At 41.3% G+C, this 22,125-nt stretch carries 20 protein-coding genes and 1 pseudogene; 15 read left to right on the top strand and 6 right to left on the bottom strand.

What is annotated here, in order from left to right:
- Window positions 1-2: 2 nt before the first annotated feature.
- The gene (locus SOLCA_RS00945; protein ID WP_014678569.1) at window positions 3-3,239 is read left to right on the top strand and encodes a SusC/RagA family TonB-linked outer membrane protein; all 3,237 of its coding nucleotides are present in this window, start codon (window positions 3-5) and stop codon (window positions 3,237-3,239) included.
- Window positions 3,240-3,263: 24 nt separating this feature from the next.
- A complete protein-coding gene (locus SOLCA_RS00950; protein ID WP_014678570.1) occupies window positions 3,264-4,622 on the top strand; it encodes a RagB/SusD family nutrient uptake outer membrane protein in 1,359 nt (452 codons plus the stop codon).
- A 210-nt stretch (window positions 4,623-4,832) separates the two neighbouring features.
- On the opposite strand, the gene SOLCA_RS00955 is transcribed toward SOLCA_RS00950, so the two are convergent.
- The 6 genes and pseudogenes from SOLCA_RS00955 to SOLCA_RS23870 form a co-directional block, all read right to left on the bottom strand.
- On the bottom strand, window positions 4,833-7,808 hold the full coding sequence (locus tag SOLCA_RS00955; protein WP_014678571.1) for a T9SS type A sorting domain-containing protein: 2,976 nt from the start codon (window positions 7,806-7,808) through the stop codon (window positions 4,833-4,835).
- Window positions 7,809-7,852: 44 nt separating this feature from the next.
- Complete coding sequence (locus tag SOLCA_RS00960) at window positions 7,853-8,365, bottom strand: DUF6252 family protein (RefSeq protein ID WP_014678572.1); 513 nt, start codon at window positions 8,363-8,365, stop codon at window positions 7,853-7,855.
- 289 nt (window positions 8,366-8,654) lie between these two features.
- Entirely contained in the window at window positions 8,655-9,596 is a 942-nt protein-coding gene (locus SOLCA_RS00965; RefSeq protein WP_014678573.1) for a hypothetical protein, read from the bottom strand.
- A gap of 60 nt (window positions 9,597-9,656) precedes the next feature.
- Window positions 9,657-9,926, bottom strand: a complete 270-nt coding sequence (locus tag SOLCA_RS00970) for a hypothetical protein (protein ID WP_014678574.1) — start codon at window positions 9,924-9,926, stop codon at window positions 9,657-9,659.
- Window positions 9,927-10,003: 77 nt separating this feature from the next.
- On the bottom strand, window positions 10,004-10,183 hold the full coding sequence (locus SOLCA_RS23865) for a MauE/DoxX family redox-associated membrane protein (RefSeq protein ID WP_407635810.1): 180 nt from the start codon (window positions 10,181-10,183) through the stop codon (window positions 10,004-10,006).
- Between the two features lie 19 nt (window positions 10,184-10,202).
- Window positions 10,203-10,448, bottom strand: a pseudogene (locus SOLCA_RS23870) (MauE/DoxX family redox-associated membrane protein); the annotation flags it as partial.
- 409 nt (window positions 10,449-10,857) lie between these two features.
- Between SOLCA_RS23870 and SOLCA_RS00980 the strand changes: the two are divergent.
- The 13 genes from SOLCA_RS00980 (at window position 10,858) to traM (ending at window position 22,076) form a co-directional block, all read left to right on the top strand.
- Complete coding sequence (locus SOLCA_RS00980) at window positions 10,858-11,700, top strand: RteC domain-containing protein (RefSeq protein WP_157604487.1); 843 nt, start codon at window positions 10,858-10,860, stop codon at window positions 11,698-11,700.
- 521 nt (window positions 11,701-12,221) lie between these two features.
- Window positions 12,222-12,542, top strand: coding sequence for a hypothetical protein (locus tag SOLCA_RS00985; RefSeq protein ID WP_157604488.1), 321 nt, complete (start codon window positions 12,222-12,224; stop codon window positions 12,540-12,542).
- A 243-nt stretch (window positions 12,543-12,785) separates the two neighbouring features.
- Complete coding sequence (locus SOLCA_RS00990) at window positions 12,786-13,067, top strand: DUF4134 domain-containing protein (RefSeq protein WP_245536774.1); 282 nt, start codon at window positions 12,786-12,788, stop codon at window positions 13,065-13,067.
- A gap of 9 nt (window positions 13,068-13,076) precedes the next feature.
- The gene (locus SOLCA_RS00995; protein WP_014678578.1) at window positions 13,077-13,511 is read left to right on the top strand and encodes a hypothetical protein; all 435 of its coding nucleotides are present in this window, start codon (window positions 13,077-13,079) and stop codon (window positions 13,509-13,511) included.
- A 1-nt stretch (window position 13,512) separates the two neighbouring features.
- A complete protein-coding gene (locus tag SOLCA_RS01000) occupies window positions 13,513-13,848 on the top strand; it encodes a DUF4133 domain-containing protein (protein WP_014678579.1) in 336 nt (111 codons plus the stop codon).
- A 16-nt stretch (window positions 13,849-13,864) separates the two neighbouring features.
- The gene (locus SOLCA_RS01005; protein WP_014678580.1) at window positions 13,865-16,345 is read left to right on the top strand and encodes a TraG family conjugative transposon ATPase; all 2,481 of its coding nucleotides are present in this window, start codon (window positions 13,865-13,867) and stop codon (window positions 16,343-16,345) included.
- A 3-nt stretch (window positions 16,346-16,348) separates the two neighbouring features.
- The gene (locus tag SOLCA_RS01010; RefSeq protein ID WP_014678581.1) at window positions 16,349-17,038 is read left to right on the top strand and encodes a hypothetical protein; all 690 of its coding nucleotides are present in this window, start codon (window positions 16,349-16,351) and stop codon (window positions 17,036-17,038) included.
- 9 nt (window positions 17,039-17,047) lie between these two features.
- Window positions 17,048-17,695, top strand: coding sequence for a hypothetical protein (locus SOLCA_RS01015; RefSeq protein ID WP_014678582.1), 648 nt, complete (start codon window positions 17,048-17,050; stop codon window positions 17,693-17,695).
- Between the two features lie 25 nt (window positions 17,696-17,720).
- The gene (locus SOLCA_RS01020) at window positions 17,721-18,362 is read left to right on the top strand and encodes a hypothetical protein (RefSeq protein ID WP_014678583.1); all 642 of its coding nucleotides are present in this window, start codon (window positions 17,721-17,723) and stop codon (window positions 18,360-18,362) included.
- Window positions 18,363-18,426: 64 nt separating this feature from the next.
- A complete protein-coding gene (gene traJ, locus SOLCA_RS01025) occupies window positions 18,427-19,641 on the top strand; it encodes a conjugative transposon protein TraJ (protein WP_014678584.1) in 1,215 nt (404 codons plus the stop codon).
- Between the two features lie 12 nt (window positions 19,642-19,653).
- Complete coding sequence (traK, locus tag SOLCA_RS01030) at window positions 19,654-20,271, top strand: conjugative transposon protein TraK (protein ID WP_014678585.1); 618 nt, start codon at window positions 19,654-19,656, stop codon at window positions 20,269-20,271.
- A gap of 3 nt (window positions 20,272-20,274) precedes the next feature.
- Window positions 20,275-20,775 carry a hypothetical protein gene (locus SOLCA_RS01035; RefSeq protein WP_014678586.1) on the top strand — a complete coding sequence of 167 codons (501 nt, stop codon included), beginning with the start codon at window positions 20,275-20,277 and terminating at the stop codon, window positions 20,773-20,775.
- A gap of 5 nt (window positions 20,776-20,780) precedes the next feature.
- Window positions 20,781-22,076 carry a conjugative transposon protein TraM gene (gene traM, locus SOLCA_RS01040; RefSeq protein WP_014678587.1) on the top strand — a complete coding sequence of 432 codons (1,296 nt, stop codon included), beginning with the start codon at window positions 20,781-20,783 and terminating at the stop codon, window positions 22,074-22,076.
- Window positions 22,077-22,125 lie beyond the last annotated feature (49 nt).

The following is a 22,125-nucleotide window of genomic DNA, read 5'->3' on the forward strand; positions in this document are numbered from 1 at the left end:
TCATGACTAAACGCAATCAAAATATGCTCCTTATTACGATGGCAATCGTAATAGCGATACAATTGCTACTGGCTAGTTATTCCCTGATAGCCCAGCCCTTAAATGCTGTTAAAGGGAAAATAAGCGATGAAAAAGGTCAACCCTTGCCGGGAGCCACTATTCGGGTTAAAGGAACCACGCTCTCGGCAATCAGCTCGATTGAAGGAGAATTCACCATTAAGAATGCTCCCGTGCCGCTCACCCTGTCCGTCAGCTACTTGGGCTATAAAAACAAGGAAATAACCGTAAAACAAGCAGGGGTGTTTATTCATATCTCGCTACAGCCGGCCGATAACGTCTTAAAAGAAATCGTGGTCAGTACCGGCTACCAGCAGGTGCCCTCCGAAAGGGTTACTGGCTCGGTTACGGTGATTGATCACCAGCTGCTCAATCGAAGGGTAAGTAGCGACATTCTCAGCCGTATTGAAGATGTGGCTTCAGGCGTATTGATGGATAGAAGAGAGGGTGGATCCCCTAAACTGGATATTCGCAGCCGGGGTACACTGTTTGCCAGCGATCAGCCACTGATTGTCTTGGATAACTTTCCTTATGAAGGCGATTTGAACAGCATCAATCCCAATGATATTGCCTCCATTACCGTATTAAAAGATGCAGCCGCCGCTTCCATCTGGGGCGTGCGGGCTAGCAATGGGGTCATAGTCGTCACCACCAAAAAAGGAGCCTTCAATCAGCCCTTACGGGTAGAGCTGAATAGCTCGGTCACCATGGGCGAAAAGCCCAACTTTGGTCGTCTGCCCTGGATCACATCCGCTGATTATATCAGCCTTGAAAAGGTACTGTTTGCTAAGGGCTATTACACCGGTGATGAACAGTTTTCCAGTAATACCCCCTTAACACCGGTGGTGGAAACCCTAATTGCCCAGCGGGACGGGTTGTTAACCTCCGATCAGGCAGAAAAACAACTGGAAGCCTTTAAACTGAACAATGTTCGTAATGATTTTCAGCGCTACCTTTATCGTAACAGTACCATTCAGCAATACGCCCTTAACCTTCAGGGTGGCACGAATAAGCACCGCTATTATTTTGCTGCCGGTTATGATCGCAATCAGGCCTCAGTAAAACAAAACCGTAATGATCGGTTGAGCATTCGTGCAGCCAATACCTTTTTACCACTGAAGGGACTGGAGTTGAATGTTGACCTCACTTACACCCAGTCCAATGCGCAAACCAATGGTCTGGCCTATACCGACATTAACAGCGGCGGGGCAGGTAAAAGTATTTATCCTTACGCGCGGTTGGTGAACGGTGAAGGAGTCCCTGCTGCCATCACTAAAAACTACCGGAATTCATTCCTTAACGAGGCCCAAAGTAAGGGCTTACTTAACTGGCAGTATTACCCTCTGCATGAAATTGAACAGAATGATAATACATCGAAAACAGGAAACATACGGCTGAATGCAGGTATAAAATACAGCTTTTTTAAATCCTTAAATGGAGAATTCAGATACACCTACCAGCACGCCCAAACAGACCAGCGTAACTTGTATAACCCGGAGAGTTATTACACCCGCGATTTGATCAATCGTTTTACCAACTTAACAAATGGAACATTAACCCGGCCAATCCCCTTAGGCGGTATCATCGACCAGGGTGTAAATACGTTACAATCGGATGCTGCGCGGGGGCAACTGAATTTTGAGCAGCAATCCGGTAACCATCACCTATCGGCCCTTGCCGGAATGGAAGTACGCAGGGCAGCGATGAAAGGCAGCGGCAACCGGAACTACGGCTACAATGATCAGCTGCTTACCTATTCCTCACTTATTGATTACTCCACTTCCTATACCCTGTACAATGGCAACAGTGGATACATCCCCTTTAGTAATTACCGTTTCAGCGACAAGTTTGATGGAGCAGTCTCTTATTATACCAACGCGGCCTACACCTATGCCAATCGCTATACTCTATCGGCCAGCGCCCGCCTGGATCAAACGAATTTGTTTGGGGTGAAGACCAATCAGAAAGGGGTGCCCTTGTGGTCCGTAGGCGCAAGCTGGGCCATAGATAAAGAGTCTTTTTATCAATCAGACTGGCTGCCTGGCCTAAAACTGCGGCTTACCTATGGATACAACGGAAATGTCGATAAAAGCCTGAGCGCTTATACCACGGCTTTATTTTCCGGCTCTACGGCACCTGCAGGATTTGCCAATGCAGGCATTGTAAATCCGCCCAATCCCGAGTTACGCTGGGAGAAAACAGGTATCCTGAACGCAGGGATAGATTTTGTGCTAAAAAATAATGTCTTATGGGGAAGCATTGAGTATTATACCAAAAAGGGAACTGATCTGATAGGGGAAGCCCCGGTGGATGCCACAACCGGCATCACCAGTTTTAAAGGCAACGTGGCGGCCATTTCCGGCAAAGGACTGGATCTGGTAATAAACGCCCAACCACTTGATGGTGATTTTAAATGGAACAGTTCGGTACTGTTTAGTTATGCAGCCGATAAAGTGACGGACTATCTACTGGAAGCCACTAAAACCAGCAGTTTTCTGGGTGATGGTAGTTTAACACGAAATGGTGCTGGTATATCACCACTGGTGGGCAGGCCGGTATACGGCGTGTACAGCTACCGCTGGGCAGGACTGGATCCGGCCACAGGAGATCCACAAGGCTATTTACCTGATGGAATAATTAGCAAGGATTATGTGGCCCTTCTTAACATCCCGCCGAAGGATCTGGTGTATCACGGTCCGGCCCGGCCGCCAATTTTTGGCAGCTTCCGTAATACGTTTACCTGGAAGAACCTCTTGCTATCAGCCAATCTAACGTACCGTTTCGGGCATTATTTTCATCAGTCCTCGGTTAACTACAGCGCACTGTTCAGCACTTGGAATGGCAATAAGGATTACGCAGCCCGCTGGCAGCAGCCGGGTGATGAACGATTCACCGATGTGCCTTCCTTGGTTTATCCGGCAAGTCCTGCCCGGGATGCCTTTTATAACGGAGCGCAGCAGTTGGTACAGAAAGCCGATCATATCCGCCTGCAGGATGTGACCCTTGGATATCAGTTGAATAAAAAGAGCTGGCCTGCACTGCCACTCCAGAACCTGAAATTCTATCTGCAGGCCAATAATCTGGGGCTGTTATGGACGGCTAATAAAAAAGGCATCGATCCGGACTATCCCGTATTGCCTGCTGTACGCAGCGTTGCCCTGGGATTAACCGCGAGTTTTTAGCACCACTTATTAAAAACCAAGATTATGAAACCTACACTAAAATTAATAGTACTGATCAGCCTTCTTGTCACAGGTTGCACCGATGAGATTCTGGACAGGAAACCGGATAAAAGTCAGGTGGTGCCCACTTCCGTATCTGATTTTAAAGCCCTGTTAGACCGGACACTGGTGTTCGGTTCCAATTACCTGGGTATAGCTGAAGTTGCCAGCGGGGATTACTACCTCAGCGCAGCGGATTATGCAGCGCTGAAGGGCCTTCCCGAGAAAAATGCATTTCTCTGGAAGAAGGACGTATGGGAGGGAAGCCCTGTTGTTGCTGAATGGAACAGCGCCTACGAACAGGTGTTTTACACCAATGTAGTGCTGGATGGTTTAAAATCCTTGCAGGCTACGCACGGCAATCAGGCAGATTACATGCAAGTAAAAGGAACTGCTTTGTTTTTCAGGGCGAACGCCTTCTTTACAGTGGCGCAGCTCTTTGCCAGGCCCTACCATGTAAGTATTGCAGCAACTGAACTGGGCATTCCATTAAGGTTGAATTCGGATTTGAATGAACGATCGGTGAGGGCCACTATGGCCCAAACTTATGAGCAGATCCTGAACGATTTGCAAGAATCCGTTGAACTGCTGCCGGCCCAGCTTACTACGCCGTATCGGCCGTCCAAAGCGGCAGCCTTTGCCCTTTTGGCCAGGGTTTATTTAGCAATGGGGAATTATGACAAGGCATTGTTATCTGCTGAGGAATGCCTAAAACTACATAACTCCTTACTGGATTATAACTCCATCAGTACCGGTGCTACTTATCCAATACCGAAGCTGAATGCAGAGGTAATTTATCAGGCCACCACACCCCGGTACGGAAGTTGGGAGCGTGCAAGGGGAAAAGTAGATTCCACCCTGTATCAAACGTATGCCACAACTGACATCCGTCGTACAGCCTTCTTCATTACCAATCCTGGAGGCTCGGTAGCCTTTAAGGGCATGTACACCGGCACGCTTACCTTGTTTACGGGCCTGGCCACCGATGAGCAGTATTTGATTGGTGCCGAATGCCTGGTAAGGAAAAACAGGGTGAACGAAGCCATGGACTATCTGAATGCACTTCTCGTAAAACGATACAAGACAGGCACCTATGTTCCGCTTTCGGAAACCGATCCCAATAAGGCACTAGCGGTAATTCTTCTAGAGCGCAGGAAGCAACTATTGTTTCGGGGACTGCGGTGGCTGGATCTGCGCAGGTTGAACACTGATGCCCGGTTTGCCACAACCTTAAAACGAACCCTGGATGGAGTCGAATACCTGCTGCCACCCAATGACAACAGGTATACATTCCCCATTCCGAATTATATCATTGCAGCTTCCGGTATGCAGCAAAACCAATAACTCTTCATAGCTGCTAGCAGTTCACTGTCCTTAATCTCTAATGATTAAGGCAGTGCTGCTAGAAATGGATAATCTATAGCCAAGCCCGACACAGAATAAACAAGGTTTTGATTTATCAATCGGTCTGGGTTCCTATGTTTCATATGTCCGAAGAGCTGCGGTAATACTACTGTTAACAAGCTGAAAACATATAACATTTAATAATAAAATCTAATGACTTACCCATACTTGCATTGTTTCCAATAAGCTTCCTTTCTTGATCTGGAGATAATAAATTCCTTCTACGAGATCTGCTATATTAAAATGTACGTTCTCTCCATTCGATTTAGTTTGCCTAACTTTTAACATTTTACTGTCAAATAGAGTTATCTGAATATCTAGTAATTGTACATTTTTTGTCGTTTGATTTTTTGAACTTTCAGATTTTTGTAATGTACTTTCATTGATCAGGTTAATCGTAAGAAAATCATTCGATGGATTAGGGTAAACAGAGAACATACCACAACTTCTATTATACATATATTCAGGTCTTGGACCGGAATTAGTACTTCCACAATTATTTGTAACATCAACTGTTAACATATGGTAGCCACAAGAGCCACCAGGAATTGACTGTTCGTTTTTTGTATATCCAGTTTTAACAAGAATGCCATCGACATACCATTTATATGGAGGAGCAGCTGTTGTACTTACGGTTGCATTAACGGCCCCATAAGGAGTAACAGATATATTTGTGATAGTAGGGATAGTAGGTGATCCAGAGTGAATTGCTCTGGTTGTATTTCCTGTTCCACATTTTGTATTAACCGAAACAGTTACAGTTAAATCAGTTGGTTGGCTGTTAATACTTTTAACTTGTATAGAGGAAGTTCCCTGTCCTGCTACAATATCTACATTAGGTGAAGAAAAAGACCATATGTACTGGGTACTTACTCCTGAGTTAGCACTTGCGTTTAATGTAACAGTACTTGAACAAGGGATTTCAGTCGGTCCATTAATTGTTACAGTATATATTGAACCGTTAGGAACTGGAGGAGGAATGCCTTTGATTTCCTTTTCAAACCAACTTACATTAGTTGAAGTTATACTAACATGAGGTTCATTTACTCCAGGAGCATAGACTCTATCAAATGGCGTTATCCCTTCACAAGCCAAGTTTAAATTATTAAAGGGAAAATTCAAATTTATGCTTTGTAATCTAATATCTGCAGCACTAACTGATGGCATAAAAGTGCCGTTAAGATTATGTCTATACTCTTTTCTTCTGATCCATCCAAAGGCAATATTTGCGTATAATTTAACTTTACCGTCGTATTCAGAAAAAGTATCCTCGAAGTATCCCCCCGGGGCGACATCATAACCATTATTGGGTGCAATTGGCTGAGTATATAACTTCTTTAGTTTGGGTTGCCCACCTAATGCTAATCGTATTAACCATCCATCTGTTAACATACTCAGTGACTCGCAACGACTGGTTTTTGCTGAAGAATATGCATTCCAATCGAGTTTTTTATTCGAGGAAAGTAATTTTTTCATACTGAAATGAACCATTTCCTGGCATGTGTTAAGTAATGTATTTGAAAGAGCCACATTACTTCCATTTATTATAGCTACTTTTCGACATTGATTTGGATACTCGCCAATTGATGCTAAATTTGATTGAAATATTCCTCTAAAGCTATCTGGTGCTGGTATTTCGGAATTTGCATTCGAATGATGCACAAGCATTTGACGAGCAGCATTTGTATGATGCAACCCATTCTTTAAACTTGGCTTTAACCAAGCAATTAATCCCTTTTGAGTAAAATAATCAGCCATTTGCTGCATACCGATTGGAACATTTGCTCCTTGTTGCGGCCCATCAAATGATATATACAATCGGGTGCGATGAGGAATATTATTCTTTTCACAATATGTTAATGCATATTGTGCCACTAATGATCCATAGCTTGGTCCAATTACAACAAAATCATCCAGTAGTGTATTTTGGTGATTATTGTATAAAGTTTGCAGAAACTGTACAACCGCCAATGCATTCTTTTCAATTAAATCCCCTCCGTCGTCATAATCATAGATAATTATATCGTAACCATCATTCCTGAGTTTATCTCCTAGTTTTACGTCTTGACCATTTACGTTTACTAATGTATTAATGAAATCTGAATAAATTTTACTGTGTGTTCTTTCATCTTTTCTTTTCTTTTGTTTTGGGTCAAAACCATCCAAGAAAATAATAGGTTTAGTTATTTTTTTTGAAGCACAGTTCCCGGTAGCGTAATAGATATATCCTGTTCCTGTACTTTGTGCATTAGTCGAACCACCATATTGACTTGCATTAAACGGCAATCCTGTAATATTAATGATATCGAAACCATTACAAGTAGTTGCAGGTAAATTCGATTGTCGAATACCTAAAATTGCTGTTCCTTTTAAAATAGTCCCGCCTACTAGATTTATATCTATTTTAATTACTTTTTCGCCTGGTGTTGCATAATTGACTTGAATACTACCGTTTAGATTAAGGGTTCGAAGACCTACACCATCATTAAAATCAATTGTGACATTACTTATATTAAGTGATTGATTGGTTAAAATAAATGCAGGATCAAGCTTAAATGTATGTAAACCAGTTTCCCATTCTACCTGAGCCGGTCCTAAAGGTGATGTAACTAAGGTGGTTTTGTTCAAATAGGGTGAACTGGTTCGATTTGCCACGTCAAACAATTGTCCATTTTGAAAATAAAGTAAGTTGTTTTGAATCGATGTAGTATCAATTTCATTATAGTTGTAATACATTATTCCAATTGGGTGTATTGACGCATCAAACAAGGCCATTAAATCTGAATCAAGCTGATCTGGAGTTTTCCATCCAGTAACATTATATGATGAATTATAAATCTCATAATATGCTTGGTGAAAGTGATCGACATCAGATGTGTCAGAACCTAATGAACCCGTAAATCTTTCTAAACCAGCCAAATTAAATACTCGATCGTACAAAATACCTGTTGGGATTTTACTTTTATCGATTGGAGAGAGAATATTATTTGTTTCACTTAAATGGGTCCCTTCTGATATATCAGACAGTGGAACAACTTGAGCGTTAAGATTAAACGCCCATATTAATAGACATAAGGCTCCCGATAAACAAATTAATAATTTGCTTGGCTTTTCGAATAAATTCATAAGATATTTGTTGTTTTAATCAAGAAGTAGATTTCTAGGATTTATTATTGATAATAAACCTTGTATGTTACATTAAAATAGCCCTTATTCACTTTCAAAAAAGCATTACTGTTTTTCATTTTAGCAGAAAAAGAAAAATTGCCGGATATCTGCTTTTTAACGGTATCAATTTTCACGACATCAACCTGCCCAATATTACTAAGATCGGTCTCATATTCAGTATAGTCTTTTAAAGTAACTAATCCATGTGAGCTTGAAGGTAAGTCCAATTTGTAAGTTTTAGGTTCGCCAACAAAGTCTTTTAAAACAAAGGCAACCATTTCTGTTTTATTTTCTTGATTATGTGCGGCTATTAGTAATGTAGTCCCTCCTGACCAAGTCACTCTGTCTGCTCTGACGGGATTAAATTTAAAATCATTCGAATAAGGCCCCCATTTAACTCCATTTATGTAACATCCAAAGCGAGAATCGTCAACGTCATCCTCTTTTTGACATCCCTGTAAAGAAATTACGATTAAGGGTAAAATGTTGCAAAGCAACTTTAAAATATTTTTCATGTGGTGTAGTAAAATGTCTTAATCGAATGTAATGTAAATATTTGAAAATAAGAAATTTGTATCTGGAATATTTCCCCTGTTTTCATTTTCAAAAAACAAGGTTTAGGTTGAGAAGTGTTTTACTAAAACTTGAGCAATGGAGGAGTTTTAAAAATGATGTTATCTCTTAATCATAAGGTAGTGCTGCTGGTTTTATTTGATAAGTAGCCAAGTGATTTTTATAAAGTGCCACCAGTAAGTTGTTAAACAGGCGGAAACGGATAAGCTGTTGCTGTTGAAATTTGGGGATTTAGAAACTACCAAGGTATTGCCCATTTTTTATTTCGTAAATATCAATAACCGTATTTGACGAAAAGTCTTGAGGTGTTTCGTTATTAGCTTTCAGCGCTGATTTGACAAAGAGCTTACCGTTACTCACGAATGACTCGCTATTAATAATCCTTTTTGGACTGGAATTGGTAAACTTTCTTTGAGTTCCTGAATTAACGGCAGCATAATCGGTCCGATTGGTAGTTATCGTATCAATTGTGCGGCTTTTGTATTGAAGCTTAAAGTTACTGTCAAAGCAGAGGATGTGATTGTTGTAAAAGGCTATATAGATGGCAAGTTTGGAAAACGAGTCGTAATGCAATAGGCCATCTGTTGAAAAGCCGATATCTCCTTTAATTTCAGAAAGCTGGTTGTCATAGGAGTACTGACCATTATTTAAGTTTAATCTGGCAAATACCTGATCTTGTTTCCCTAAAGTATCGATTAATAAACGCAATAAAACCATACTGCTGTCAGCCAATGCAGCTCTGGTATAAATTGAAGGAGCAGGAACATGATATACTTGTTTACTTCTGTTGTTTACATAATTGATTGAAGACGCATTTCCTGCAAATAGATACACATTGGCGTTGCTTACTTGCATATCAAATCGAGAAGATACCTTCGAATGAGGGATAAAAGGCAAGTGTTGATATTGCTTGTTGGTTAAATGATAGGAGGTGCTAACCAATAAGCTTGGATTCTTCGTATAAAAGAACAATCGGTTACTGTCAGCCCCTGCAATGCCCACGATTTTATCATCATTCATTGTAGAATGAACCGTCGTCAGTGGCTGAATGAATACTCTTGTGAACCCATTGTTATCATTTGGTTTGTCGTAGCTGAGGTACAGCAGCCAGTTAAGAAAAATGGCCAGGATAATTGTTGCGGGTATGAACAGGTAGGTTTGTTTCCTTTTCATGGCGGTATGCTTTAAAACTAAAAACCCATCCCGCTTTAAAGGATGGGTCTTGTGAAACGATTAATTAGAGAAATCTCCCTGAAGGATTGCACTTACACGAGTTCCATCCTCATCATATTCTGCGACACAGTTTTGAGTAAATGGAGCTTCACAGAAACTGGCCGCTTCTAATGGGTCATCGGTAAGATGGATATCATTCGCACGGTCACCGCTGGAATTTACTTGGTACCATCCAGGAGTTATCGTGATTGACTTAGCATTGGTGCTAAAAGCCAGTGCTGTTCCAGCGATCAGTGCAAGAACTGCAAACTTAATTCTTATTTGTTTCATGATAGTGGATGCTTTTATAGATCAAAAAGCACCAAAAACTTTAAAGTGATTAATTGCTTACTCTTTCCTTCAGGTTTTCAGCTTTCCCCTGATTGGCCAATAAGTTTTGAAGGCGTCTTTTCCCTCAGATAAAGCGCCAGGATAATCAGAACAATAAAAAAGATGTTGAAAGCAATATGTTCGTTCCATGAAAGGGATGAAAGTAAACCTCCGCAGGAACAGGGTATATAGTAACTGAAATTGATGGTTATGATCAGGTAGGAAGTTAAAAAGAGAAAGCAAAAATAACGACCCGAATAGTCCTGCTTTTCTAAATCGGTTTGTTAACAGCATACAGACAAGCAGAAGCTCAGTCGCAGGAACGGCAATTGTTAAAAGACCGGAAAATGAGTGTAATAGGGGCGATTGAGATAATGAACTTTGGAATTCCTGATAACTGATCAGTTTGCTGACAGCAGCATAACTTAACATCAGCATAAGCGATATAATAGTTAACTCCAATAGCAGTCCATTTCGTTTCATAGCCAGACGGATTGGTGAGATTAAAATTAGACGCTTTATAAAGAAAAACTGGAATAAATCAATCAACTAACGCGTTGACAATTATCAATAAATGCGTTAAGTGAAAAGTATACTATTGGCTTGGCATTGAGGAATAATAAACTAATCTCGATGGTGTTAATTTATTTATAATTAGTTATTTATCTTTTAAATTAAGATGTAGTCATATTACACAAACACTTTATGCGTTTTGCCTGAGATAAGTCTGCATAATTTCTTCCTGTTTATTCGGTTGGCTTTTTGTGATGACTTCAAATGGTTAGGCTATTAACGAGCTGTTTATAACAAGAGTGTTCACCACCATCATACTTAGAATATGGTGAACGTAATTTTTATGCAATCCTTAATCTCTTCTAATATTTACATGCTTATGAACCAATTTAGAACAACCCTTTATGCCCGTATGAATGAACGTTTGCAGCAATGTTCAATTGAATCTGAAAACATGTTACAAAGATCAGAACAGTCGTTTTACATTGTAGAGGCAGCCTTGCAAGAACTTAAAACCTTTCTGCTTGATTATGCATTCAAGGATCCGGCAGATGAAATCGAGTTTTTCAAAGAAATCAAGCCGCTCTTTTTAAAAGAACTGATTTATTTCATCGAAGTGTTCCACCTGGAAGTATCAAAACCGATAGGAAGTAAGGATGCTCAAAAAACATATTTTCTGCAGGAACTGGATCGTATCAAACTCTTTTTTGATCGCAATAATCTTCTTTACACCTATTACCGAATGAATAAAAGCCATATGGATGAAGTATTCTTTCTAAGAAAGGGAAGCCGTATTCCTCTGCTTCCTGAATACTCGCTGGATATGGATTCGAATTTTTCCACTGTTTACAGTTTTAAATTAGCCAAAGTGCAGGCATTCGAACAGTTGAAAGAATTTATTAATCATTCGTTGAATTCATTAGATGCGGTTGAACAGCAACCGGTAAAACAAAAAGAATCTTTATCTACTTGGACAGATTCGAAGGCCGCATTGATTGAACTTGCCTATGCCTTGCAATCCGGAGGATGCGTAAATTTTGGAAAAACGGATGTAAAGCACATCATTACCAATTTGGAACGAATGTTCAATATCCAATTAGGAAATTTTTATAGGGTATATCAAGGCATGCGTATCCGCAAGAAGAATCGAACGATTTTTCTTGATAACCTGAAAGAGCGGCTGGAAAAAAGAATGGATGATGCTGATATGAACTTTTATTAGCTAAAGGAAATTCTCTGCTTAACGTAAAAAAACATATATTTGACTCATTGCCCTCCCAGGGCATGTTTTTCATAGGTAGATGTGGAGTCGATTTTTTTAATTAAAAGTCGACTCTTTTTTGTTGCAGTCATATCTGACCATCCAGAATTCTCGATTTGTTAGCTAACTGCGAATAGTAATAACATACCCGGAAAATAAGGTGCAATAATACATTCCAAACTGTTATCGCACTTGATCATGTCTGCTTCCATACGAAATCATCTTATTCCAACACCCCGGGTAGTAAAATTCCCCATTAAAAAATAGTTGTTAGCTAACACGATAGTGTCAAAAATGCCTTTGACAATCCTCCATCTTTGTTTATGTGATCGGAAACAATCTGATTTTAAAAATTAAAAGCAAAAGATATGTTGAGTGGAATTACTTGGGAAGATTTTATTACCGGTACGGGTCTTTTGGCAATTAGCTATTATATCCTTGTGATGATACTTTATTACCGAGCCGACATTAAGGAGATCTTAATGAAGAAGACAAGACAAGGTATTGGACCTATTAGCATGGTAACTGATAAGCATGCTAAGAATTCCTTCTCTCGAGTTGATGAATTAGAGAAAGTGGTCAGTAATATACGTGGAAGCATCCTGGAAAAGGCAGGAAAAGATGTTAGTAAAGCAGAACTGCTTAAAGAGTTGAAAGTGAAGCTAACAAACTATGAGGGGTTACATCAGCCTGCCTGCCGGGTTGCTATTACCAATTTTATGATCAAAGAGACTAAGGAATTATGCGGAGTGGTGCTAAGTGAAGAAGAGTTGGAGAGCGTGTGGGAGACACTGCTCCGCTGAAAATTTCTTCCGGGAAAAGAACAACGAAAGAGGGATGAGAGAGTGTGAGAGAGTGAGTTAGAGCGTGTTATTGTGCTCATTTGAGAGCGTATGAGCCGGTCCCGTAAGACCTTCGACGGTTTTCCCGCAGCATGCGGGAAGGTCGGATGAAGGAAATAGTAGCAATTGACTTTTAATGAATAAGCAATGGAAACAATGAGAAATGGATTCAAAAAGTTTTCAAACAGAAAATTATCAGGCCTGATGGTTTGTATGGCTTTGGCTCTGATCAGTTTTTATGCAACTGCCCAGGATGGTAATGCAGGAATTGAAGAGGCCAATCAAAAAGTACGCAGTTATTTTGATTCGGGCACCAATTTAATGTATGCGGTGGGGGCTATCCTCGGTTTGATAGGCGCAGTAAAGGTCTACCAGAAATGGAATGCTGGAGATCCGGATACGGGCAAGGTGGCAGCCGCGTGGTTCGGAAGTTGCGTGTTTCTGGTAGTAGTTACTACAGTAATTAAATCATTCTTTGGTATCTAATCAACTACCATGTACAATCTTTTGATCGAGAAACTCCGGGCTTATCTGATTCACAATAATCCCGAACTCATCGTAAGGCATGAAGAAGAGTTTTCCTTAAGAGCTTATCTGGAACAAAAGGTAAAAGAAGTTGAACCGCTGCTAAAAAAGTTGATACTGGAAGGAAAACCGGCGAATGTAATTGAAGAGCTCTGCCTTGAGGAAATGACTAGTGAACTCCGTCCTTCCAAATTTCATTATATCCGGAGAATCTTAAAGAAATCTTTTAAAGAGGAGTTTTTTAGCATGAAAGAAAGTGGCACCCTAACTTATCAAACAATACAATTGGTAGGGTTATGTGATAAACACTTTAACGCTACAAATTTTACAGGAGCCACTCAAAATGATCCCAAGCTTAAAGAGCAGGTATTAAAAACAATTGAAGAGCATTTAAAAAAATCGTAAAATGAGTAGCAGCGTATATCAGATCAATAAGGGTATCAATAAAAGCATTGAGTTTCGGGGGTTAAAAGCACAATACATCTGGTATCTGGGGGCGGGAGTAATATTGCTGCTCATCCTATTTGCAATCCTGTATATCGCCGAAGTTAACTCATTTCTGTGCATCGGAATTGTAGCACTAGCAGGATCCTTTTTGATTTTCAGATTGTATGCACTGAGTAATAAATACGGCGAGCATGGCCTGATGAAAGCTTTGGCTAAGCGAAATCTTCCCAAAGTGATAAAAGTGTATGAACGAAGTTTTCCTGGTGTTTCGGTTAAGAAAGTATTAGAAGAATAAAAAAGGTAAGTGTGTGATGATGGAAAAGCAGATGAGGGATATTTTACCAATAATGGGAGTGGAGTATGATTGTATTGTTTCCAGGCAAGGTGACGTAACTGTGGCATTTCAGGTTGATCTGCCCGAATTGTTCACTCTATCGGATAAGGAGTATGAAGCCTTTCATCAGGCATGGGTGAAGGCAATTAAAGTTCTGCCTAAATTCACCGTATTTCATAAACAGGATTGGTTTACTGAAAGTCGATACACTGCCGATTTTGAAAAAGCTGATACAGGCTTTCTATCCCGAAGCAGCGAGTGTTTCTTTAATGAGCGTCCTTATCTGAAGCATTCCTGTTATTTACTGTTTACCAAGAAGCCGGACGGTCGAAAGCCAAGTTCTTCGCTTTTTTGCAACCTGCTGCGAGGCTCCATTGTTCCCCTCCAAACAATAAACCGGCAGTTATTGCTGGATTTTTTGGATAGTGCGGGTCAATTCTCAAGGATCCTTGAAGACAGCGGATTTGTGAAACTGAATCGATTGAAAGAAGAGGATCTGGTTGGAACGATTAACAAAGCAGGATTGATAGAACGCTATTGTGCATTATCGACAGATGAACATGGCTTGCCATTGTTAAAAGACATCAGCTTTGACGAGGGCCTTAAAGTTGGGGATGCACACTGCCAGCTATTCACGCTTACCGACGCAGCTGATTTACCAGCCCTGTGTGGAGCGCGAATTAACTATGATCGCTATTCTACGGACCGAACAAAATTCAGTGTTGGTTTTGCCTCCTCCTTAGGGCAACTGCTTTCCTGCAATCATATTTACAACCAGTACATCTTTATCGAGGATAATGCTCAAACCCTGAAGAAACTAGAGAGTAAGCGCCTGCGCCTGCAATCATTGTCAGCCTATTCACGAGAAAATTTAATTGCCCGTGATGCGACCAATGATTTCTTAAATGAAGCCATCAGCCACCAAAGACTTCCGGTTAAAGCACATTTTAACGTACTGGCATGGACGGATCAGAAGTCCGAATTAAAAGAACTGAAAAACAAGATCATTTCAGCCCTTGCGGAACTGGATGCAACAGGAAAACTGGAAACCGTTGGTGCTCCGCAGATATTCTGGGCCGGCATTCCCGGAAACGAAGCGGATTTTCCGATGAACGATACGTTTGATACATTTTGTGAACAGGCGACTTGCTTTTTAAACTTGGAAACGAGTTACAGATCATCGCTAAGCCCCTTTGGCATTCGTTTAGGCGACCGGCTTACAGGCTTTCCGGTACATGTGGACATTAGCGATGAGCCCATTAAACGAGGTTACTGTACCAACCGTAATAAATTCATTTTAGGGCCGAGCGGCAGCGGCAAGTCCTTTTTTACCAATCATATGGTGCGTTCTTATTATGAACAGGGAACCCATGTTGTTTTGGTAGATGTGGGTCACAGCTATAAGGGTCTTTGTGAGATGGTTGGTGGCTACTATTTCACTTATGATGAAAAGCACCCCATTTGTTTCAACCCTTTTTACATCGGATCAGACGATCAATTGGATACGGAGAAAAAGGAAAGCATTAAAACACTATTGCTTGCCTTATGGAAAAAGGACGATGAAACATTTAAGCGTAGTGAATACGTTGCTCTGTCCAACGCCCTCGGACTTTACTATAAAAAGCTGGAAACCATCCCATCCATCTTTCCGGGTTTTAACAGCTTTTATGAATACCTGCGGGATGAGTTTACAACTGTTCTTGCCAACGACAATGTGAAAGAAAAGGATTTTGATATCAACAACTTCCTCTACGTACTCAGGCCGTATTATAAAGGAGGGGAATTTGACTACCTGCTCAATGCGACTGGGAATCTTAATCTGCTTAATGAACGTTTTATTGTTTTTGAACTGGATAACATAAAAGATCATCCGATTCTTTTTCCGGTGGTCACCATTATCATTATGGAAGTCTTTATCAGTAAGATGCGCAAGCTCAAAGGCATCCGTAAAATGATCCTGATCGAAGAAGCCTGGAAAGCAATCGCTAAAGAAGGGATGGCAGAATACATCAAATACCTGTTTAAAACAGTTCGCAAATTTTTCGGCGAGGCCATCGTCGTTACCCAGGAAATTGAAGATGTGATCAGCAGTCCTATAGTAAAGCAGGCCATCATCAACAATGCCGATTGCAAGATCCTTTTGGATCAATCCAAATACCAGAATAAGTTCGATCAGATACAGGAACTACTGGGTCTGACTGAAAAAGAAAAAGCTTTGGTGCTCTCGGTCAATAAAGCAAACGACCCGAATCGGAAATACAAAGAGGTCTTTATTTCCCTGGGAGGAATGCATTCCAAGGTGTATCGTACGGAAGTATCCCCGGAGGAATATCTGGTCTATACAACCGAGGAAACTGAAAAGATGAAAGTGCAGGAATATGCAAAGAAATACGGTGGCATTGAAAAAGGTATAAAGGCTTTGTTCAGTGAAACGGGGATAAATAATAAAAGGAAATAGGTTATGAAGAAAATTCAAAAGGTGCTAATTGCACTGCTGTGCTGCGGATTCACGCTGCTTCCGACAAGAGAATCTAATGCCATAGTTCCGGCCGGAATTCTTGAAGTCATTAAAGCAGGCGTTAAAAAAGTGATCAAAGCAGTGGACCTGCGAATTCAACGGTTGCAGAACAAAACCATCTGGCTGCAAAATGCTCAGAAAGCAATTGAGAACGCAATGGCAAAGCTTAAGCTGGAGGAAATAACAGAGTGGACAGAGCGTCAGAAAACACTTTATCAGGAGTATTTTGAGGAACTGAATAAGGTAAAGTCCATTATTGCTTATTACCAAAAGGTGCGGGACATTTCAAAAAAGCAGGCAAGGCTTCTTGAAGCCTATCAAAAGGCATGGAACCTGCTAAAAAAGGATAAACATTTTACCGCCGAAGAGCTGCATACCATGTCAAAAGTATATGAAGGTATGTTAAGCCAAAGCGCTAAAAATATTGACCAATTACTTGTTATAGTTAATTCATTTCAAACACAAATGAGCGATGCCAAACGGCTCGAACTCATTGAACAGGCCGATAAACAGATAGATATTGTTTTTTATGACTTAATCAAATTCAACAGGCGGAATATCCGTCTGAGTTTAATGCGGGCCAAAGCGCAGCATGATGTTGAAGCTGTTAAGCGATTCTATAACCTGCAATAAAAACCGGATATGAGAAAACTTGTGATGTTGATCCTGCTGCTAATGTGTTCACCCGGTCTGAAAGCGCAAAGCTATGATGAATGGTTCAGGCAAAAAAAGACGCAAAAGAAATACTTGGTACAGCAACTTGCAGCCTTAAAGGTCTATGCCGCATACCTCCAGGAAGGATACCTAGTGGCAAAACAAGGGCTGGGTTTGATTGAGGGATTTAAAAGCGGAGAATTCGGGCTGCATACGGAATACTTCAATTCTTTAAAAAATGTCAACCCGGCCATAAAACAGCACGCCAGGGTAAAAGAGATCATCGAGAGCCGCCTGAAAATTCGGAAGGTTATCGATGAAATGAACAAGCAACTTAAAGAGAGTAAGGCCTTTGATAGGGAGGAAAGACTCTACCTGATAAAGGTCTTTCAGCGCATCGAACGGGATAGTAAGCAATTGGAGGATGAGCTGATTTTAGTAATCGAAAACGGAAAACTTGAGATGAAAGATGATGAGCGCATAAGCAAAATTGATAAGCTCCATGATCAAATGCAGCAAGCCTGCTCTTTTGTTCAGCGGTTCAGCAATGAAGTGCTGCAACTTGAAAGGGCCAGGGCGCAAGAGCAAAGAGAGATTGTGAACAGAAAACTTCTCCTTTCGGAGACGAGCAAATGATTAATGAAAGTAAAACGGGATTACGATGAAACGATGTGTGATGATAGGGTTAGTTGCATTTATAATGCTAACAGGGTTTCGACGCGCGAATGCCCAACAGAACGAGATTGCCCAGTTGCTTCTGAATGTTGAAAAATTGAATCAATTCAAGCAGATTCTCAAGGATATGCAGGAAGGTTATCGGATTGTTAGTACTGGCTATAATGCCATCAAGGATATTTCCCAGGGCAATTTCAGTCTGCATAAGACATTTCTTGACGGACTGTTGGAGGTAAGCCCTGCCGTTAAAAACTATAAACGGATTGCTGAAATCATCAACATGCAAAAGGTACTTGTTGGAGAGTACAAAACTGCATTCATGCGCTTTAAATCAAGTGGAAATTTCACAACCGCAGAGCTCAATTACCTTTTCAACGTATATGACAACCTGCTGGATCAGAGCGCAAGGGATTTGGAAGAACTGGTGATGATTGTAACAGCAGGCGAGCTCAGAATGAGTGATGATGAACGCTTAACCGCCATCGATAATTTGTTTGTCAGTCTTCAGGATAAACTCAGTTTCCTCAGGAGTTTTAATAACAGCACTGCTATTCTTTCTCTTTCACGCTCCAAGGAGCATCGCAGCATCAACACGATTCAAAAACTATACGGAGTCGGATCACCATAACTACCGACTGTCATTCGGTATAAATAGGTGAGTAAGGATAAGGGATTGAAAATTTAACCTTTAAATGATGAGAACATATAGAAAAGCTGCATTAGCTGCTGTTGCGGGGATGGTGCTTCCAATTACCTGCTATGGACAGACAGTTGCAAGCGAGATGAGCAGTCTGCATCAGGTACTGGAGCAATTGTATACCCAGATGATGCCTTTGTACAGCAAATTGACCAGTGTCGGGCAGGGCATTGCCGGATTTGCAGCAACCTGGTATATCGCTTCACGTGTTTGGAGACATTTAGCCAATGCCGAACCAATCGATTTCTACCCCTTATTCCGTCCGTTTGTACTTGGTTTTTGTGTCATGATTTTTCCTTCCGTATTGGCTTTGATTAATGGGGTCATGAAACCGGTGGTAACGGCAACTTCCGCAATGGTAGACGATTCGGATAAAGCCATCCGGGTATTGTTAGAGCATAAAGAGGCGGCAATAAAAAAGACCAATGCCTGGCACATGTACATAGGAGAATCAGGAGCCGGTAATAGGGACGATTGGTATAAATACACCTATGATAATGCTGATCCTGGGGATGAAGGCGTGCTGGAAGGTTTGGGCAACGATCTACGGTTTGTTAGCGCAAAATTGTCGTACAGCTTCCGGAATTCGGTAAAGGAATGGATGAGTGAGATACTGGCTGTACTGTTTGAAGCCGCTGCATTGTGCATCAATACGCTAAGGACCTTTCATCTGGTGGTGCTTTCTATTTTGGGTCCGCTGGTATTTGGATTGGCTGTATTTGACGGGTTTCAACATACCCTAACCGTATGGCTTGCGCGTTATATCAATATCTATCTATGGCTGCCGGTGGCCAACATCTTTGGCAGCATCATCGGTAAAATTCAGGAAAACATGCTGGCAATAGACATCTCTCAAGTAGAGGATTATGGCGACACGTTCTTCAGCGCAACCGATGTAGCCTACCTCGTTTTTATGGTCATTGGTATCATCGGATATTTTACCGTTCCGTCGATTGCCAACTACATCGTTCATGCAGGCGGAGGCGGCGGATTGACGCAAAAGATAACCAGTATGCTAAGTAGCTCCTCAAGAACAACGATCGCTGCCGCTTCAACAGGAGCGGGTATGGTTGCCGATACCATGGGGAATGCTGCCAGTAAGATCAGTAGCAGCATGAGCTCCAGCGGAACCAGTTCGGGTTACTTTAATGAAGGAGATAAAAAGGATCGTCCTTCAGGGTATATGAATGACAAATTAACGGGCAACTAAAAAATCAGCGCGATGTTCAAACAACTAAAAAATATCGATACCGCCTTCCAGTATATCCGGGGATTTACGGCACTGGTGGTTGCATGTTCCGCAGTGTTAAGCGGATTTGCAGTATACAAAAGCTTTAAGCTGGTATCGGTGATGCAAAACAAGATCTACATTCTGGCAAATGGAAAGGCATTGGAAGCCTATGCCTCAGATCGGAAGGATAACATTGAAGTAGAAGTTAGGGATCATGTAAAAACCTTTCATCAACTGTTCTTCACGCTGGATCCGGATGAGAAAGTCATACAGTCAGGCATAACCAAAGCGCTTTATTTGGCCGATGCTTCTGCCAAAAGGACCTATGATAATTTGAAAGAAAAGGGCTTCTATGCAACCGTAATCTCAGCGAATATCAGCCAGCAGTTAACGATAGACAGTATTCGAATTGATGTGAGCTGCTACCCGTATCGTTTCCAGTGTTATGCACTTCAGCGAATCACCAGGCCAACAAGTATCGTTTCGCGTAGCTTGATAACGGCGGGCTACCTTCGAAATGTAAGCAGGTCGGATAACAATCCGCACGGTTTCTTAATTGAACGCTGGGAAACTATTGAAAACAGGGATTTGAAAACAGAAAGCAGGTAGGTGATGGCTAGATTTCCAAAGCTCAAAAAGAACCCTGCTGCAACCACTGATGAAAGGAAGGCTCAGGAATTCCTTGCCCAGCACATAGCGAACGCTATTCTCCTGGTGCAGCAAAAGTGGACACAAGGGATGAAAGTCCTCTTTTCCCGTTTACCCAATTGCTATCAAAGGGCCATGTTTGTGTTATTTGTGGCCATCGCTTTTGTCAGTAGTTGCTGTTTTATTCATCAGGGTATGGTGAAAGGAACGAAGAGCTCGACTGGCATAACTTCGATTAAAAAACCGGGTGCATCAAACTCTTTTTTCAAAAGAAACCGAACTGAGCAACCCCTGATCACAAAGGAGGAATGGCAGCGAATGGATAGTTTGAAGAACATCCTTATGGAGCGAATACAGTATTTCCAAAGTCATCGAACGAATGACAGTCTTTTGGTTCGATATCAGGGGCTCATGGATAGCCTGCTTTACATAGAAACTAATTATCAATCACAATTAAAGAAATAACAGCTATGAAACACCAACATTCACCCGCGTTTTTACAAAAACGCAAGTTATTAATGGTATTACCCATACTTACTCTGCCTTTTTTAACGCTCTTGTTCTGGTCGCTTGGCGGCGGGAAAGTTGCGAGTGCCGGTACGGAAGCGAAGGCGCAGAGCGGATTTAATCTATCGTTACCGGAGGCCATCCTTAATGAAGACAAAACACTTACCAAAATGAGTTATTATGAAAAAGCAGCAGCTGATTCACAGAAACTAAAAGAATTGATAAAGAATGATCCTTATTATAAGCAAAGCAATAGCATTGAAAACAATGTCATGGATATAGTTATCCCTGACATTGCAAACAAGGGTTTGCTCGCTTCTCCATATCCGCAATCCCAACAAACAGATGCTGGTGAGGCGAACATTTACGAAAAGCTGGAGCAGTTGAATACGGTGTTAAGAAAAACACCATCTGTAAATGAGCGGACAAACATTAACATACGCTCAAAACAAAATACAATTCCTGTAGAAAGAAAAGAAGTAGACCGATTGGAGCAGCTTATGCTTAACATGAATTCTCCTGAAGGAGAAGACAAGGAGCTGCAGCAGCTAAACGGTATGTTGGATAAAATACTGGATATTCAGCACCCTGAGCGTATCCAGGAAAAAAACAAACAAACCTTTATAGAAGAAAAGGGGAAATTATTTGCGGTGACTTCCGGAAATGAGGAGATGCCGGTATCTCTGCTGACTGGTGGCGGGCAAAATCAGGAATATACAACCTTTAGCAATCTGGCACCTGTTCAAAAGGGGTTTTATGGTCTGGAAGAGTTGGAAACTATACCCGAACAAAACGCGATAACGGCAGAGGTGCAGGAAACACAGACCTTGGTAAACGGGTCTATCATCAAACTGCGGCTTACCACAGATGTCTATATAAACGGCACATTAATTCCAAAGGATCAATTTGTTTTTGGTGCTGTTTCACTAAGTAATGAACGGCTAATGATTACGATTAACAACATTCGGTATCAGAACGCCATATTCCCGGTGGCTTTAAAGGTGTATGATCTGGACGGTATTCTGGGCTTGTATGTGCCGGGGGCAATCTCGAGGGATGTGGCTAAACAATCGGCCGACCGTTCGGTGCAAGCCATTGGACTTTCAGATTGGGACAATTCGCTTAGCGGACAAGTAGCAAGTGCAGGAGTAGAAGCTGCGAAAAACCTGGTCAGTAAACGGATGAAGTTAACCAAAGTAACGGTAAAAGCAGGTTATAAGGTACTGTTGATAGATGAAAAGCAAAACCAGATCCATTAATTGCTGGCTTTTAAATAGAGATAAATAATCAAGATATTATATATTAAGA

It is taken from the genome of Solitalea canadensis DSM 3403 (assembly GCF_000242635.2).
Taxonomy (GTDB): Bacteria; Bacteroidota; Bacteroidia; order Sphingobacteriales; family Sphingobacteriaceae; genus Solitalea; species Solitalea canadensis.

Excerpts from the sequence above, each read along its gene's own strand:
- SOLCA_RS00990 (WP_245536774.1), top strand. The coding sequence starts at position 12,786 with ATGGTTTGTATGGCTTTGGCTCTGATCAGTTTTTATGCAACTGCCCAG.
- SOLCA_RS01005 (WP_014678580.1), top strand. The coding sequence starts at position 13,865 with ATGATGGAAAAGCAGATGAGGGATATTTTACCAATAATGGGAGTGGAG.
- SOLCA_RS00965 (WP_014678573.1), bottom strand. The coding sequence starts at position 9,596 with ATGAAAAGGAAACAAACCTACCTGTTCATACCCGCAACAATTATCCTG.
- SOLCA_RS00970 (WP_014678574.1), bottom strand. The coding sequence starts at position 9,926 with ATGAAACAAATAAGAATTAAGTTTGCAGTTCTTGCACTGATCGCTGGA.
- SOLCA_RS01010 (WP_014678581.1), top strand. The coding sequence starts at position 16,349 with ATGAAGAAAATTCAAAAGGTGCTAATTGCACTGCTGTGCTGCGGATTC.
- SOLCA_RS00955 (WP_014678571.1), bottom strand. The coding sequence starts at position 7,808 with ATGAATTTATTCGAAAAGCCAAGCAAATTATTAATTTGTTTATCGGGA.
- SOLCA_RS00950 (WP_014678570.1), top strand. The coding sequence starts at position 3,264 with ATGAAACCTACACTAAAATTAATAGTACTGATCAGCCTTCTTGTCACA.
- traK (WP_014678585.1), top strand. The coding sequence starts at position 19,654 with ATGTTCAAACAACTAAAAAATATCGATACCGCCTTCCAGTATATCCGG.
- SOLCA_RS01015 (WP_014678582.1), top strand. The coding sequence starts at position 17,048 with ATGAGAAAACTTGTGATGTTGATCCTGCTGCTAATGTGTTCACCCGGT.
- SOLCA_RS01000 (WP_014678579.1), top strand. The coding sequence starts at position 13,513 with ATGAGTAGCAGCGTATATCAGATCAATAAGGGTATCAATAAAAGCATT.
- traJ (WP_014678584.1), top strand. The coding sequence starts at position 18,427 with ATGATGAGAACATATAGAAAAGCTGCATTAGCTGCTGTTGCGGGGATG.
- SOLCA_RS00980 (WP_157604487.1), top strand. The coding sequence starts at position 10,858 with ATGAACCAATTTAGAACAACCCTTTATGCCCGTATGAATGAACGTTTG.
- SOLCA_RS00995 (WP_014678578.1), top strand. The coding sequence starts at position 13,077 with ATGTACAATCTTTTGATCGAGAAACTCCGGGCTTATCTGATTCACAAT.
- SOLCA_RS00960 (WP_014678572.1), bottom strand. The coding sequence starts at position 8,365 with ATGAAAAATATTTTAAAGTTGCTTTGCAACATTTTACCCTTAATCGTA.
- traM (WP_014678587.1), top strand. The coding sequence starts at position 20,781 with ATGAAACACCAACATTCACCCGCGTTTTTACAAAAACGCAAGTTATTA.
- SOLCA_RS00945 (WP_014678569.1), top strand. The coding sequence starts at position 3 with ATGACTAAACGCAATCAAAATATGCTCCTTATTACGATGGCAATCGTA.
- SOLCA_RS01020 (WP_014678583.1), top strand. The coding sequence starts at position 17,721 with ATGAAACGATGTGTGATGATAGGGTTAGTTGCATTTATAATGCTAACA.
- SOLCA_RS00985 (WP_157604488.1), top strand. The coding sequence starts at position 12,222 with ATGAAGAAGACAAGACAAGGTATTGGACCTATTAGCATGGTAACTGAT.
- SOLCA_RS01035 (WP_014678586.1), top strand. The coding sequence starts at position 20,275 with ATGGCTAGATTTCCAAAGCTCAAAAAGAACCCTGCTGCAACCACTGAT.